General features: G+C 51.5%; 15 protein-coding genes, 3 tRNA genes, 1 pseudogene and 1 riboswitch. Of the genes and pseudogenes, 7 read left to right on the forward strand and 12 right to left on the reverse strand.

The window, feature by feature from the left end:
- From ACO0LC_RS17315 to ACO0LC_RS17330, 4 genes are all read right to left on the reverse strand, one after another.
- On the reverse strand, positions 1-172 hold a 172-nt coding region (locus tag ACO0LC_RS17315; protein WP_423005730.1), incomplete at its 3' end, for a GTP-binding protein.
- A 76-nt stretch (positions 173-248) separates the two neighbouring features.
- A tRNA-Thr gene (locus ACO0LC_RS17320) sits at positions 249-323 on the reverse strand.
- 33 nt (positions 324-356) lie between these two features.
- A tRNA-Gly gene (locus ACO0LC_RS17325) sits at positions 357-430 on the reverse strand.
- Positions 431-478: 48 nt separating this feature from the next.
- A tRNA-Tyr gene (locus tag ACO0LC_RS17330) sits at positions 479-564 on the reverse strand.
- Between the two features lie 277 nt (positions 565-841).
- Between ACO0LC_RS17330 and ACO0LC_RS17335 the strand changes: the two are divergent.
- Positions 842-1,449, forward strand: a pseudogene (locus ACO0LC_RS17335) (TetR/AcrR family transcriptional regulator).
- Positions 1,450-1,475: 26 nt separating this feature from the next.
- Here the strand turns inward: ACO0LC_RS17335 and ACO0LC_RS17340 are convergent.
- A complete protein-coding gene (locus ACO0LC_RS17340; protein ID WP_423005294.1) occupies positions 1,476-2,225 on the reverse strand; it encodes an MgtC/SapB family protein in 750 nt (249 codons plus the stop codon).
- Between the two features lie 136 nt (positions 2,226-2,361).
- Positions 2,362-2,471: riboswitch (yybP-ykoY riboswitch) on the forward strand.
- 92 nt (positions 2,472-2,563) lie between these two features.
- On the opposite strand from ACO0LC_RS17340, the gene ACO0LC_RS17345 reads away from it, so the two are divergent.
- The 3 genes from ACO0LC_RS17345 (at position 2,564) to ACO0LC_RS17355 (ending at position 4,381) form a co-directional block, all read left to right on the forward strand.
- Positions 2,564-3,133, forward strand: coding sequence for a TMEM165/GDT1 family protein (locus ACO0LC_RS17345; protein WP_423005296.1), 570 nt, complete (start codon positions 2,564-2,566; stop codon positions 3,131-3,133).
- Between the two features lie 66 nt (positions 3,134-3,199).
- Positions 3,200-3,574: an arsenate reductase family protein gene (locus ACO0LC_RS17350; RefSeq protein ID WP_423005298.1), complete on the forward strand. Its 375-nt coding sequence runs from the start codon at positions 3,200-3,202 to the stop codon at positions 3,572-3,574.
- A 6-nt stretch (positions 3,575-3,580) separates the two neighbouring features.
- Positions 3,581-4,381 (forward strand): hypothetical protein, encoded by an 801-nt coding sequence (locus ACO0LC_RS17355; RefSeq protein WP_423005300.1) that lies wholly within the window; start codon positions 3,581-3,583, stop codon positions 4,379-4,381.
- A gap of 64 nt (positions 4,382-4,445) precedes the next feature.
- Here ACO0LC_RS17355 and ACO0LC_RS17360 read toward each other — a convergent pair whose 3' ends face one another.
- The 5 genes from ACO0LC_RS17360 to ACO0LC_RS17380 all read right to left on the reverse strand — a co-directional run bounded on the left by ACO0LC_RS17360 (position 4,446) and on the right by ACO0LC_RS17380 (position 10,028).
- A complete protein-coding gene (locus ACO0LC_RS17360) occupies positions 4,446-5,090 on the reverse strand; it encodes a LysE family transporter (RefSeq protein WP_423005302.1) in 645 nt (214 codons plus the stop codon).
- A gap of 70 nt (positions 5,091-5,160) precedes the next feature.
- Entirely contained in the window at positions 5,161-6,717 is a 1,557-nt protein-coding gene (locus ACO0LC_RS17365) for an HDOD domain-containing protein (protein WP_423005304.1), read from the reverse strand.
- A 59-nt stretch (positions 6,718-6,776) separates the two neighbouring features.
- Positions 6,777-8,405, reverse strand: a complete 1,629-nt coding sequence (locus ACO0LC_RS17370) for a tetratricopeptide repeat protein (protein ID WP_423005306.1) — start codon at positions 8,403-8,405, stop codon at positions 6,777-6,779.
- A 193-nt stretch (positions 8,406-8,598) separates the two neighbouring features.
- Positions 8,599-8,796, reverse strand: a complete 198-nt coding sequence (locus ACO0LC_RS17375) for a DUF2905 domain-containing protein (RefSeq protein ID WP_423005308.1) — start codon at positions 8,794-8,796, stop codon at positions 8,599-8,601.
- Between the two features lie 62 nt (positions 8,797-8,858).
- On the reverse strand, positions 8,859-10,028 hold the full coding sequence (locus ACO0LC_RS17380; RefSeq protein WP_423005310.1) for a class I SAM-dependent methyltransferase: 1,170 nt from the start codon (positions 10,026-10,028) through the stop codon (positions 8,859-8,861).
- A gap of 45 nt (positions 10,029-10,073) precedes the next feature.
- Between ACO0LC_RS17380 and ACO0LC_RS17385 the strand changes: the two genes are divergently transcribed.
- The 3 genes from ACO0LC_RS17385 to ttcA are packed head-to-tail and all read left to right on the forward strand — an operon-like array spanning position 10,074 to position 12,277.
- Positions 10,074-10,877: an SDR family oxidoreductase gene (locus ACO0LC_RS17385; RefSeq protein WP_423005312.1), complete on the forward strand. Its 804-nt coding sequence runs from the start codon at positions 10,074-10,076 to the stop codon at positions 10,875-10,877.
- 27 nt (positions 10,878-10,904) lie between these two features.
- Entirely contained in the window at positions 10,905-11,303 is a 399-nt protein-coding gene (locus ACO0LC_RS17390; protein ID WP_423005314.1) for a dihydroneopterin aldolase, read from the forward strand.
- A gap of 44 nt (positions 11,304-11,347) precedes the next feature.
- Positions 11,348-12,277, forward strand: coding sequence for a tRNA 2-thiocytidine(32) synthetase TtcA (ttcA, locus tag ACO0LC_RS17395; RefSeq protein ID WP_423005732.1), 930 nt, complete (start codon positions 11,348-11,350; stop codon positions 12,275-12,277).
- A gap of 149 nt (positions 12,278-12,426) precedes the next feature.
- On the opposite strand, the gene ACO0LC_RS17400 is transcribed toward ttcA, so the two are convergent.
- The gene (locus tag ACO0LC_RS17400) at positions 12,427-13,572 is read right to left on the reverse strand and encodes an alpha-D-ribose 1-methylphosphonate 5-triphosphate diphosphatase (RefSeq protein ID WP_423005316.1); all 1,146 of its coding nucleotides are present in this window, start codon (positions 13,570-13,572) and stop codon (positions 12,427-12,429) included.
- Positions 13,569-14,288 (reverse strand): phosphonate C-P lyase system protein PhnL, encoded by a 720-nt coding sequence (phnL, locus tag ACO0LC_RS17405; RefSeq protein WP_423005318.1) that lies wholly within the window; start codon positions 14,286-14,288, stop codon positions 13,569-13,571. The genes ACO0LC_RS17400 and phnL overlap by 4 nt, the downstream gene beginning before the upstream one ends.
- Positions 14,289-14,292 lie beyond the last annotated feature (4 nt).

Genomic DNA, 14,292 nt, shown 5'->3' on the forward strand with positions numbered 1-14,292 from the left:
CTTTTTCTTCTGGTGCTGCATCGATCTGGTCGTAGGCTTTAGCTTCGCCGCCGAATTTTTTCGACAAGACTGTTGCAATCGCTGCTGTCAGTGTGGTTTTGCCGTGATCAACGTGACCAATTGTGCCAACGTTTACGTGCGGCTTGGTGCGCTCGAACTTACCTTTTGCCATTTTGGACTCCTAACGATTTTGATGAGAATGCTCAGGCACGCGCCCGACAAATCAGACTTGAAAACACCAGACTAAATGGTGCCCTTGACGTGGATTGAACACGTGGCCTCTCCCTTACCAAGGGAGTGCTCTACCACTGAGCTACAAGGGCAGCTTGCTGCGCAAAACCCCGCGCAAGTAAAACTGGAGCGGGTGAAGGGAATCGAACCCTCGTCATAAGCTTGGAAGGCTTCAGCTCTACCATTGAGCTACACCCGCAAAGGCCACCACTTCAGCCGCTAATTTCTTAATTCAATTCTTTACCTGTGGTGGAGAGGGCTGGATTCGAACCAGCGTACTCGTAAGAGAACAGATTTACAGTCTGTCGCCTTTAACCACTCGGCCACCTCTCCGCAGGGAACCCCGGATTATGGAGATACTCCCCCCATCTGTCAACACCTATTTGCAAATTCCTTCTCATGATGCCTGAAGCATCCGTCAAAAACAACAATAAGTACTTGATTTTATTCAATATTATTAAAATGATATGAATAAAGTATCTCAACTGAAATTTCAACGGCGAGAAAAATAACGTCTCCTTGGGCTCGTGTTTTTGTTGTAATTTTCCCTACGATCGCCAAGACGAATAAGATCAAGCTATGATGCAGGCAACTATCGAAAACTGACGACATGGCCCGCACCCTCGCATCCGACTATCAATTACAGCGCGACGATATCCTGGAAAAGGCGGCCACAGCCTTTGCCAACCATAGCTACCCCGGTACGTCCATGAGCTTGCTGGCGCAAACCTGTGGCACTTCCAAGGCCAGGCTCTACCATTATTACCCCAGCAAAGAAGCGATCCTGTTCGATTTGCTGGATCGCTATACCAGAGTCCTGATCAGTCTGGCAGAAAGCCATGCTGACTTGCCTGCCTTGATCGCGGCCTTCCTGGCTGAATATGACATTCCCAGACCCGGCATATCGCTTTGCTGAACGATGTAAAATTCCTGGAAGCACCGCAACGCCAGTTGATACTCGATGCCCAGAGAAAAATCGTCGATTTATTTGCCGCCGCCATACAGCGCAACTTTCCCGAGCGCACCACGGCACAAAACCGCAGCGCCATCACCATGCTCTTGTTTGGCATGATCAACTGGACTTTTACCTGGCTAAAACCACACCAGGATGCCGATAAAATTTCCTATGCCGATTTTGCTGTGCTGGTCACGCAGATTTTCATGCAGGGCATGCTGGGGCTGCCTGTGGCGACAGCAAAAGACCAAAAAACGCATTAAACAGTCTGCTGCTTTGTGGTCCAGGCTTAATTCCTGGCATGTGCAATCTGGTAGCACTCCATCCCCTCAAACGCGCCCAATTCCAGTGACAATTCACTGATGCGGGTGGCCAATTTACGGCTCAGGCCCACAGCGACAAAACGCCATTCTGCACGCCCGTCGCGGCAACTGATATTCAAAGTACCAGTAGCAATTTCATAACCACGCTCCAGGGCCATTTTGCGCAAGGCATCTTCCCTGGGTATATAGCCTTGCTTGAATTGCATGGTGATTGCTACTGCGGGCCGTGACGGCAACCACGACTCCAGCCTGGATACCCAGATCATGCAGGCGGCTGACAAAAATGCCAGCAAAATGGCTGCTGCATAAAAGCCTACGCCTACCATCACGCCTATCGCTGAAGAAGCCCACAAAGAGGCGGCGGTAGTCAGGCCGCTGATGGTAAATCCTTCGCGCATGATGACACCAGCACCAAGGAAGCCTATGCCGGTGACTATGCCCTGTATGGTGCGGGAAGGGTCGAGATTGACAGGGTAAAGTGCCCGTGCACCGAACCAGAAATCCGGGTAACCAGAAATCACTACCAGGGCAGCAGAAGCCATGCACACCAGGCCATAAGTACGCATGCCAGCTGCACGACCATGGTAAGAACGTTCATAACCAACCACAAATCCTAACAGCATGGCACCGGCCAGATTCAGGAAGATAATTGCATTGGCATGCAATTCAGCCGCTGACCAAAAACTCATGAAATAGCTGGACAGAGATACCGCCATAAGCTTGCCTCAAATTAGCTAAATTACATGTCTATATATTTCTATCAGTGTAGCAAGCAGAGTTCAGCCGGGCCAGTAAAACATCGTCAAATCAATCAACTGCCGCCCTGCTGCCGACTATGCGTTATAATCCTGCTTCTCTTTCATTGGGGAGTAGCCTGCTCCGGTTTAATCCGGGGAAGACGCATCAACATACTTGGCCATCTGGTCATGGTGCGTTTGATACGATCAAAGCATGATTGTATTGGGCAAGACCTTTGATAGTTATATTTCCGCTGACCAGGGATGGGGCGGGATATAGCTGTCATCGGACAAAATACCCCATCCCGCCTATATTCATGGAAGCTTTTCTCGTCTCTGCCCTCGCTGTCACCGTTGGTGAAATTGGTGACAAAACACAGTTACTGGCCCTGCTATTGGCGGCCCGCTATAAAAAGCCTGGGCCTATCATACTCGGCATCCTGGTCGCCACATTAGCCAACCATACCCTGGCTGGCCTGGTGGGACAACTGGTAGCGACGCACATAGATGGCACTATCCTGCGCTATTTGCTGGGCCTGTCATTTCTGGCAATTGCCGCCTGGACGCTGAAACCGGATGAAATGGATGATGGTGGCATCAATGAAAGACCTTACGGCGTTTTCATGCTGACTTGCGTGACTTTCTTCCTGGCAGAAATCGGCGACAAGACCCAGTTGGCAACCGTGGCATTGGCGGCCAAATACAGTGACCTGAGCATGGTCATCGCCGGTACTACTTTGGGCATGTTGATTGCCGATGTACCGGCAGTCTTCCTGGGCAAAATCGCAACACCGAATTTCCCTTTCAAATACGTGCGCTGGTGCGCCGCGGCAGTGTTTGCGGTACTCGGCGTGCTGGTATTGTTGGGCATGGAACTCAAATTTTGATGAGTAATGTAAATAAGGTAAATAAGCCATGTTGACATGGCGACACCATAGAATGATGATAGATACATGATTACGATTTACCACAATCCACGCTGTTCCAAATCACGCGAAACCCTGGCGCTGGTACAAGCCTATGCGGATCAGGCACAATTAAACCTGCAAGTGATTGATTATCAAAAAACACCTTTGAATTTTGATGAATTACAAAGACTGCTGACTGCATTGGGTACAGCTGATGACGATGGCGACGTGCAGGCCATGCTGCGCAATAATGAGCCTGAATATGCCAGCCTGAACCTGGCAGATGCCGATACTATCACTGCCCTGTCAGCCATCGCTGCCCATCCGCATTTATTGCAAAGACCGATAGTCAGCTACCAAAATAATGCGGCCATAGGACGTCCGCCGGAACACGTCCTCTCCCTGTTCAAGAAAGCCTGAGCCGCCATGTCAGAATTCAAACTTGCCGCTGGCAGTCACATTAAATTTGGTGGCATTTCCACCCAGCTTTATCCTCTCCTGCGTCAGGGTTTGGCAGCAGACATGCCACGCCAGAATTTCCAGGAAGAAGAACCCGCCGCCCACGGCATCATGGTCGGCGAATTGATGGCTTATTTTGCTGCCTGCGCGGCATTTTGCAAAGCCACCAGCAAGCTGCATCATGAACATCAGCAAGTGTTGGGGGAGTTCGTCAATGCCCTGCAAAATCAGCTGGGTGAAAAACCACAGATGCCAGAACTGGAAAACATCGCTGTGGGTGCGGGCTTGCCGGTGATACTGGAAATAGAACTGCAAGAAGATTGCGTGCTGCTGGCAGATACGCACTTTGTGGCCGACAATGAAGCAGAAAAAAGCTGGAAGCTGTGGCGTAGCGGGATCTTGCTGCGGGAAGGTGGCATACCGGCAAGCTGGATCAAGAAATTTTATTTCCCGCGCCTGCTGGATTATCGTGATGTTGCCAGCTCACGCAGCCCGCGCTCGCTGGAACAAACGACGGATACCGCCTTGATGGTGGGCGGCCTCATGCAATCCTGGCACAAGGATACGCCAGCCGATTTACTGCATGCCTTCCGCAAGCAATATGGACGCATCAACTTTTCTCAGCATAGCAATTTTGATGAAACCTCACTGGAGCGTTTCTTCAATTTGAATCCTATGCTGGACCCAGCGACGCGCCTGCTAAATCAAATGACGATCTGGCAAGACATTGATGCCCTGGCCAAGAAACAACAGATACCTCTGGCTTAAAAAAACAGGAAATAAAGCAGGAAATAAAGATGCCGCCTAGATTATTTTCACAGGCGGCATTTTTTTAACTGGCTGGATTGCGCTTGACGAAGAACAAGGCTGTGCCTATTGCCATCAAGATTCCGCCAAAAAAACGGTTCTGGCTTTTCAACCATTTGGGATCGCGGAAATAACGCTGCATGGTGGATGCTGCCAGGGCATAGCCATGCATGACCACCAGGTCTATCGCGCACATGGTCACGCCCAGTATCAATAACTGCGGCAAGAGCGGCACATCATGCGAGATAAATTGCGGCAATACCGCCACCATGAAGATGATGCCTTTGGGATTGGTGGCATTCGTCAAGAAACCCGTCAGAAAACGTCTGGACATGCTGGGTGCTTCGCTGGCAATACTGGCAGTATCATTTTCTGCCTTGACTTCCACCCTGGCGCGCCACTGGTTGAGGCCCAGATAGATCAGGTATAGTGCCCCTACGGTTTTAACCACACGGAAGGCCATTTCCGATGCCATCAGGATAGAACCCACCCCAGCACCGGCAACTGCCAGTATCAGCAATAAACCCGCCTGCAAACCCATGATGGTGCCACTGGCTTTTTTAAGCCCATAGTTCAAGCCATGCGACATGGATAGCACGGCGCCGGAACCAGGTGAAATGGCGATAACGCAAGCGGCAAAGAAAAAAGTGAGCCAGGTAGTGAAGTGCATGGAACGTCCTTTAAGCATGAGGTGAAAACATTGTAAGCCACCCACCTCATTCTTGCAGTGCGGCTATCACTTAACCACGCATCATGGCTGCCAGCAATTGGCTTTTCAGAGTCTTGATGAGCGCCGTTTCATCTGGTGGCACGCCTTCATCGGCATTGACGGCACGGTCAGCATAAAACAGGCCCAGGGGTTTTTTCTGTATCACCAGAGGCAGGATGATGAAGCTGCGCGCATCCGGCAATAATTGCTTATGCCAGTCCGGTAGCAGATTTTGTATCTTGGGAACCGAGGCATCCGAAATCATCAGATCGACATTATTGCTCATCGCCAGATGGAATAAATTTTGGTCGGGCTTGCCGCTGAAGGCAAAGCCTCTTTGCCTTTCCTGGTAATTCTCACCTATGGCCAGCCGTGCGACATAACGCACCGTTTGCAGGTCGCGCAGGCAGACGGTGGCAAAGCGAAAGCCCATGCTGCTATACAGGGTCTCCAGTACCAGCAGAATCAGGTCATTCAGTTTAAAACTGTCAGATGCCAGCATTTGTGTGACATCTTGCACACCAGCCAGCAGAAGATCACGCGCATGCTTGGGCTTGCCGCTGGCATGTCGCTCATCATTCTGGATTTCACCTGCCTCATAATTCTTGAGCAAGAGGTCATTCGGCACACCATTGGTGGTATTCGCATCGGCGTCACCAATATGGATATCACCCATGGCGATATCCATGCTCTTGGCTAATTGTCTGGTCTCAGTTTCTACCTTGCTCAGCATTTCATCCAGGATGGCTTGATCAAAATCCAGTGCCTTGCCATAACGATGCAACAAGGTCTTGGCTTTTTCCTTGAGATCGCCACCACTGGAACTCATGATCATGGTCGCCAGTGCATCGCTGAAGCTGGCTACCTGCCTTAGCCACTCGGCACGGGTATTCACCTTTTTCAGCTCACCACCAGGCAAAGGGGTCAGTGATTGTATGATGGTGTCCGGTATCTTCCATTCCTGCAAAGCCATTTCGCCAAAGCGCTCATAGCTGCAACCCAGCAGCATGGAGCTGGCATCCTGAGAATTGGTTTGCCCGGTCTGCAGCATGGCTTGTATGCGGCTGTACAGGGGATGATCAAAGGAAGCCACCAGGATCTTGCCGACATTCTTGAACAAGGCAGCCACGGCAGCTTCTTCGCCATCCTGGAAACGTCCGCGCTGGGCCATTTCGCGGCCGACTATGCTGGCGCACAGAGCTTGCACCAGTTCGCGCCTGACGCTATTGGCATGGCTTTTATCCTTGAAACAATCAACCAGCAACATCGCCATGGCACTGGTCTTGATGCTGTTAAAACCCAGCAGGAATATCGCCCGGGAAATTGTGGTGACGGGTGCGCCAGAGCTGGTGCGGTAGTGGATGGTGTTTGAGAGCCTGAGTATTTTTTGCGTCAGCGCAACATCGGCCAGCACAAAGTGCGCGAGCTTGGCAACCGGGTCTTCGCTGGAAGAAGTAATTTCCACCACCTTGGTAATCGACACCCCCAAAGTCGGCAAATTACTCTCTTCATTGATTTGCCTGATCAAACGATCACGCGGCAGTTCTGGCGCGTGTTGATCCAGGTGAACTGATGATTGTATGGCCATGGTCTCCGCAACTACAAATTTATACTAACAATCCATACTCAAACCTGGTTGTTGATGTTTTATTTTGCTACACGGACGGCATTGATACCGTATTTTTTTTGCAACTCATCATACAGGCCACGTATTGCTTTCAGGCGTGGATTCATGGGGTCTAGACGACGGGCAGATTCAATCAGATTGCGTGCCAGCTCACCGGTAGCATGATCCCAACCCATGTTTTCCAGGCATTTCAAGGCGGCCAGTGCCGCATTCAAGATCACTTGCGGATTATCCGGCGACTTGCGTGCCGCTGCCGCCATCAATTCTACCGAGCCACGGAAATCGCCCTGCTTGGCTTTTTGTACACCCATGGCCACCAGATCCATGACTTCTTTCTGGCTGCGTTGCGCCAATTCCTTGCCAAGATGACCTTTACCGGCACTTTCAAATACCCCCAGTGCCTTGTTCATGACTTGCTGGTTGCTGGCGTTTTTCATGACGTCAAGAATAATCTCGGAAGCATTGTCTTCCTGGTCATTTTCAAGACAACTTTTAGCCAGGCCCAGCTTGGCATCGGTAGACAGGCCTATATCTTCGCGCGAAGCCGCCACGGCATTACCCAGTTCTTCCCCCAACCTGGCATCACCCGTCTTGGCATGGATCATGGCAGCAGAAATGGCACGTACTGCAGCTGTTTTCTTGAGGCCGGACATATTCTTTTCCAGGTCGCGCACGACGGACTTGGCTTGTTCCATATCCCCTTTTTTTACCAGGGCGTCGACCAGATTCAGATGATCTTCAGGGTCGCGGAACTCAGAAAACTTGGCCTTGCTGACCACTTTTTTCAAGACATTTTCAGCCGTTTCTATGTCACCGGTTTCCAGCGCAATCTTGCCCAGTTTGCGCAAGCGCCTGACTGCATGCGGTGAAACGCTGACAGCAACATCCAGCACCTCTTTTGCCTCTGGCAGCTCACCCACCATTTCATGGGTCTTGGCTAGCCAGTCATAGGCATCCATATACTTATTGTTTTCTGCCACCAGGTTTTTCAATATTTCTTCAGCTTCCTGGTATTTACCCTGCATGAACAGGGTTTTCGCCAGACCCAGGCGGGCCCAGGCGACGGCTTTCAATTCAAATAAATATTTATATAATTCTTCAGCCTCGGGAGCCTCACCCTGCACCACATGTAACTCTGCACGCAGACGCATGAAGTCAATGGCATATTTGGGGTGGTCGCGCTCACCATGATGACAAGCCATGATGGCTTCAGGGATGGAACCCTGCTCCATGAGATTATGGACATCGACAAAGGCCTTGCGCTTTTCCAGGGCGCGTATGACGCGCTCCAGCAGCATATCGGCAGTGAAGGGTTTCAACAGGTAATCGGAAGGGGCCAGTTCGGCAGCGCTGACTACCTTGGCGTAAGAGCGCTCTGCCGTCACCATGATGAAGATGGTCGATAAGGGGGCCAGCTTATGGTGGCGCATGTCTTCCAGTAATTGCTGGCCATCCTGGCCTACACCCAGATCGTATTCGCACAAGATCAGGTCAAACACCTTGGCTTGTATGGTGCGCACAGCTGTACCGGCCGACAGCCCGTGTTCTATCTTGGTAATGCCGCACAGATTCAGCATATTGTGCAAACTGACCCGCATGCCTGCATGCGGTTCAACGAGCAATGCCCTGATATCGCTGAGTTCGCTCATTTCAACCTTTAGCGTAATTTATTGTTGATCTCGCTGTAGTGCGTACCAACCTGTCATCCCCGGCCGGCAAACCCCGTCAAGCCTGAATTGGCTTATATGACCATTTCATTATATTAAAGTGACGGCGCATTGATATGGAAACTTTACCCCCTTGCGGCAACAATGTTGCAAGGCTTTAACATATTTAACGGATTTACTTGAATATCCTGGCTAATAACAGCACGAACAGGGAAATCAATATGGTGGAAGCGAAAGGAAAGGAGAAGCTGCGGCCAAACAGTTTAAAACGTACATCACCCGGCAAACGACCTATGCCCAGCTTTTCCAGCCAGGGCAGCAGGCTGGAGAACACCACGACAGCAATAAAGATGGTCAATACCCAGCGCAACAAAGCCTGCTCCTGTTTAATTGTAAAAAGGCAATTTACTATGATTTAAATCAATTCCCCAGCCATCATAAGCGGTGACTGCGGTCCAGGCGCAATAAATTTTCTGGCAATTCCACACCATGTCCCATCAGCAGCACTTTGAACAACTCACCCATTTCTGCTGGCGATACCAGTTTTTGCAGGGCATTTGCCTTTGGCAGGTAGGCCATGACTTGTTCTGCCGAGGTGCGTGCCAACAACTCTGCGATACCTGCCGCCGTCAAGAAACTGGCCTGGCTGGTGTAATTCAATAAGTCCAGCCCCGCTGCCAGGCCTGCCCTGGCCATGGCGGTAAAGTCAACATGGGCGGTGATGTCCTGCAAGCCGGGCAAATAAAAAGGATCAGGATGGGCATGATGACGGTAATGGCACATCAGGCTGCCTTGCAGTCGTTGCGGGTGATAATACTCGGCTGCCGGGAAACCATAATCTATCAGTATCGATGCTGCCGGCTTGCCGCTGGCGAGCAGCATGGATGCCAGGCTATGCATGAAGCCGCTTGCGATCGCATGAACTTCCGTCAAATAACCAGCTGGCAATTCATCTGCATAAGGGATTTGCGCAATCTTGTCAGGACTGCATGCCTGTGGCAGTTCACGGAAAATCAGTCTTGGCGCACTATCCTCATCGACCACCGCCACACCAACTTCACGCCAGCCATCTGCCGTCTTGATGACGAGATCAACCGGCATGGCATCAAGCACCTCATTCCCCAGTACAATGCCAGAAAAAGAGTCTGGCATTTTTTGCAACCATTGCACTTGTGGAAAGTCTTTCAGCAATTCTTCCTGACGTGCGCGCAGTTCGCCGGACAATTCCACGATAAAATAGCGGTCTATCGCGATTCCAGACAATTGACATTCCGACAAAAAATCCAGGGCCAGCTTGCCCGTGCCTGCACCGAACTCCATGACTTCGGCCGCAGTTTGACTGAATAACTGACTTGCCAGCCTGGCCAGGGTGGCAGCAAATAGCGGCGACATTTCCGGTGCGGTTGTAAAATCACCGTCTTTGCCTAATTTTGTAGCACCACCGCTGTAATAACCAAGGTCAGGCGCATACAGCGCCAGTTCCATGTAGCGCGAAAACGGTATCCAGCCCTGCTGTAGATGGATGTCGTCGATAATCAGTTGTTGCAAAGCAGATGAGGCAGCCAGCGCATCATCGCCAGGTACAGGTAGAGATAATTTATGCATAGCCGCATTGTATTGAAAACGCAGTAATCCTTGTTAAGAATTTCCATGAACGACATGACAGATAATCAAACCACAAACCGCACTGCACTGATCACAGGTGCCGCCAAACGCATAGGGCGGCATATCGCCCTGCATATGGCGCGGCAGGGTTGGGATATTCTTGTGCATTATGGCAATTCAGCAGCAGAAGCACATACTTTGGTGACAGAAATCCAGGCGTTGGGCCGTCGTGCACTTGCCTTGCAGGCCGACCTGGCAAATGAAACAGCAACGCATGCCTTGCTGCCCGCAGCAATAGCCGCCATGGGCAAGATAGATTGCATCGTCAATAATGCCTCGCTGTTTGCAGAAGATGATGTACACAGCTTCAGCCAGGCCAGCCTGGACAGGCATATGCATGCCAATCTGGCCGCGCCCATCATACTGGCGCAAGCCCTGCATACGGCAACAGCGAACGGCGAACAGACTTGCGTCATCAACCTGCTGGATCAAAAGCTGTACAACCTGAACCCCGACTTTTTGTCATACACCCTGTCCAAGGCAGCACTGCAATGTGCGACGACGACAATGGCGCAGGCACTGGCCCCGAAAGTGCGGGTAGTTGGCGTTGCGCCTGGCATTACCATGGAATCCGGCCATCAAAGCACCGCAGATTTCCAGCAGGCACACCAGGTCACGCCACTGGGCAGGTCCAGCACGCCTGAAGACATTGCCCGTACCGTTTGCTTTCTGGCGGACAGCCCTGCCATGACCGGCACTACCATCCTCGTTGATGGCGGCCAGCACCTTATTCCCTTGCAGCGCGATGTCATGTTCCTGGCGACTGCAAACCACTCTATTCAATCTTAATTCGCATTTTACTTATCCGGGACCACCATGTTATCCATCCTGCACCATCCCCAGCTCTCAGACTGCCGCCGCCTGTTCTTGCGCAATTATGAAATCTCCATCAACATCGGCGTGCATGAGTTCGAGAAAAAGGGCGAGCAACGCGTGCTCTTCAATGTGGACTTGTATATCCCGCTAGCCCTGTCTACACCCAAGGATGACCAGCTGGAAGAAGTCGTTGATTATGATTTCATGCGCTGCACCATAGCCGACCGTATTTCCAAAGGCCATGTACACCTGCAAGAAACCCTGTGTGATGATGTCGCAGCTATCATGCTGGCACATCCTAAAGTACGCGCCGTGCGCATCTCTACCATGAAGCCGGATGTCTACGCAGATTGCGAAGGCGTAGGCGTAGAAGTATTCAAGATCAAAACAGATATTTAAACATTATCATGCAAGCCCTTACTGAAACACTCACAGAACCATCGATGGACGCCCCGGCTGAAGTAAAAGCCACGGCCACCACTACCGCCAAGTCACAGGAAAAAATTACTTACGAAAACAATAAGCTGCACAAGCGCTTATGCCGCCTGGTTGGCCAGGCGATAGGTGATTTCAATATGATAGAAGAAGGCGACAAGGTCATGGTTTGCCTGTCTGGCGGCAAGGATAGTTATGCCCTGCTGGATATCTTGATGACATTGCGTGAACGTGCGCCCATCAATTTCGATATCGTCGCCGTCAATCTCGACCAGAAGCAACCGAACTTCCCTGACCATATCCTGCCAGCCTATCTGGAAAAACTGGGCATACCCTACCATATAGAAAACCAAGATACCTATAGCATCGTCAAGCGCCTGATCCCGGAAGGCAAGACGACTTGCTCACTCTGTTCACGCCTGCGTCGCGGCATTTTGTACCGCGTGGCTGATGAACTGGGCGCCACCAAGATCGCGCTAGGCCACCACCGTGACGATATTCTGGAAACTTTTTTCCTGAATATGTTCTTTGGTGGCAAACTCAAAGGCATGCCAGCCAAGCTGCAATCGGACGACGGCAAACACATCGTCATTCGCCCTCTGGCCTATGTCAAAGAGTCTGACACTGAACGTTATGCCGAAGTCAAAAACTTCCCCATCATCCCCTGCGATTTATGCGGCTCGCAAGAAAATCTGCAACGCAAGCAAATCAAGGGTCTGATGCGCGAATGGGACAAAAAATTCCCTGGTCGCGTCGACAATATTTTTGCATCCCTGTCCACCGTCGCACCTTCACATCTGATGGACAAGAACTTGTTCAACTTCACTGATCTGAAAGTTGATGGCGAAGCGAATCCGAATGGCGATATCGCCTTTGATGACGAGCCTTGTGCGACACCTGCTGCGGGTGTGATTTCTTTGCATCTGGATCCGGATTAAATCAAAAACTCATTGCATATCTTGTAGGAGCGACTTCAGCCGCGAATGATCGATACGTCATAATCTTCGCGGCTAAAGCCGCTCCTACAAAAACAAAGGCTACTTTCGAGTAGCCTTTGTTTTAAGTGGAGATTTTTTCTTAAGTCCTGTCAAGCAATCCTGTTACCGGCTTTCCAAACTCCCATAACTACTGGTATGCCGCTCACCAAGCGCACACGCATGTAGTCAGCCCGCAATCCAACAGCAATCTCACCCCTGTCATCCAGTCCTATCATGCGCGCCGGATTGCGCGTCACGGTCGCCACTGCCTTGGGCAAACTAAAGCTTTCATTCTGCAGCAGGAAAGCTGCATGCAAGAGGCTGGCTGGTACATAGTCGGAAGACAGCACATCCAGCAAATCCAGGCGCGCCAGTTCTGCTGCCGATACATTGCCGGAATGTGAACCACCACGTACCATATTTGGTGCGCCCATGATGATGCCCAGGCCCTGTTCACGGGCAGCCCTGGCGGCAGCAACAGTGGTGGGAAATTCAGATATCGTCACGCCATCATCGACACCTTCGGCCACATGTTCCACCGTTGTATCATCATGGGTAGCCAGCGGCACTGGCACATCCAGTTCACGGCAACTGGCGACGATGGCGCGGCGGTTGGAGGCGGCATAGGCAACTTGCCTGAGCAGCAAACGCTCCAGCATGGAATCGACTTTTTCTTCGCTCCAGCCGCGCTTGCCGGATACATAGACGCGGTAATGCGTCAGGTCTGTCCACTGTCTTTGGCCGGGTGTATGGTCCATCAGTGAAACCAGCTTCAGGCGTTCGTCATGCAGATAGGGGGCGAACATGTCGAGCAAGCCTTCTTCTGCCAGCTCCAGGCGCATGTGCAAGAAGTGGTCTGCCCGCAAGATGCCTGAGTCTGCGGCCATGCGCAAACCCTGGGTGCATGATTCGAGGCTGTCATTGCGCAGACTGTCAGAATCGATATCACCGACTGAAATCGCATCAAGCACAGTGGTGATGCCGGATGCGGCGATCTGGGCATCATGCGCCAAAATTGCAGGCAGCGTAGGCCAGACTACCTTGGGGCGTGGCATCAGGTGTTTTTCCAGATTGTCGGTATGCAGCTCTACCATGCCGGGCAAGAGATAATCTCCCTGCCAGTCATCTGTACCCGTGACACTGGAAGTACGCACTGCTTCAGTCAGATCAGCTATCCTGCCCTGCTCTACCAGCATGGAGCCGCTGATGATTTCATCGGCCAAAACAATTTGTGCGTTTTCTATTCTGTTCATCATGCTGCCACCAAGGAGACTGCTGCGGGGATGGAGAAAATTCTGGTTGCCAGCGCCTGGCGCACCACTTCATCATGAAAGATGCCGACGACAGCGGCACCGCGTTCGCGTGCGGCATTGATCATGTCGATGACGGTGGCGCGATTGGCTTCATCCAGTGAGGCGGTAGGTTCATCAAGCAAGAGTATGGGGTAATCGAAAATCATGGTGCGGGCGATATTCACACGCTGTTGTTCACCACCAGAAAAAGTCGCAGGCGGGATTTGCCACAGGCGCTTGGGTATGCGCAGGCGCGACAATAATTCTTCAGCCTGTCCATAGGCTGCTGACTTTTCCACGCCGCGCATGAGCAGAGGTTCTGCTACCAGATCCAGCGTGCTGATGCGGGGTATCACGCGCAGGAACTGGGTCACAAAACCCAGGGTACTGTGCCTGACTGCCAGCACTTGCTGTGCGGGTGCAGATTGAACATCGACCCAGCCACCTTCATCCGCATCATCCTTGTGCCAGATATTCACGCTGCCACTGCTGGCGCGGTAATTGGCATACAGGCAGCGCAGCAAGGTGCTCTTGCCTGCACCTGAGGGTGCGTGGATGACCACGCATTCACCAGCATCTACCTGCATGTCTATTTTCGACAAGATGGACATTTCCTGCCCGCCTTGCAGATGCAGGGTAAAGTCTTTGGACAAGCCTTCAACAACAATACGTTTCAACATGTGT

The organism is Undibacterium sp. JH2W, assembly GCF_049340425.1.
Taxonomy (GTDB): domain Bacteria; phylum Pseudomonadota; class Gammaproteobacteria; order Burkholderiales; family Burkholderiaceae_D; genus Undibacterium.

Coding starts and splice junctions, on each gene's coding strand:
- ACO0LC_RS17340 (WP_423005294.1), bottom strand. CDS start 2,225: ATGGCGGTATCTCTGTCCAGCTATTTCATGAGTTTTTGGTCAGCGGCT.
- ACO0LC_RS17345 (WP_423005296.1), top strand. CDS start 2,564: ATGGAAGCTTTTCTCGTCTCTGCCCTCGCTGTCACCGTTGGTGAAATT.
- ACO0LC_RS17350 (WP_423005298.1), top strand. CDS start 3,200: ATGATTACGATTTACCACAATCCACGCTGTTCCAAATCACGCGAAACC.
- ACO0LC_RS17355 (WP_423005300.1), top strand. CDS start 3,581: ATGTCAGAATTCAAACTTGCCGCTGGCAGTCACATTAAATTTGGTGGC.
- ACO0LC_RS17360 (WP_423005302.1), bottom strand. CDS start 5,090: ATGCACTTCACTACCTGGCTCACTTTTTTCTTTGCCGCTTGCGTTATC.
- ACO0LC_RS17365 (WP_423005304.1), bottom strand. CDS start 6,717: ATGGCCATACAATCATCAGTTCACCTGGATCAACACGCGCCAGAACTG.
- ACO0LC_RS17370 (WP_423005306.1), bottom strand. CDS start 8,405: ATGAGCGAACTCAGCGATATCAGGGCATTGCTCGTTGAACCGCATGCA.
- ACO0LC_RS17380 (WP_423005310.1), bottom strand. CDS start 10,028: ATGCATAAATTATCTCTACCTGTACCTGGCGATGATGCGCTGGCTGCC.
- ACO0LC_RS17385 (WP_423005312.1), top strand. CDS start 10,074: ATGAACGACATGACAGATAATCAAACCACAAACCGCACTGCACTGATC.
- ACO0LC_RS17390 (WP_423005314.1), top strand. CDS start 10,905: ATGTTATCCATCCTGCACCATCCCCAGCTCTCAGACTGCCGCCGCCTG.
- ttcA (WP_423005732.1), top strand. CDS start 11,348: ATGGACGCCCCGGCTGAAGTAAAAGCCACGGCCACCACTACCGCCAAG.
- ACO0LC_RS17400 (WP_423005316.1), bottom strand. CDS start 13,572: ATGATGAACAGAATAGAAAACGCACAAATTGTTTTGGCCGATGAAATC.
- phnL (WP_423005318.1), bottom strand. CDS start 14,288: ATGTTGAAACGTATTGTTGTTGAAGGCTTGTCCAAAGACTTTACCCTG.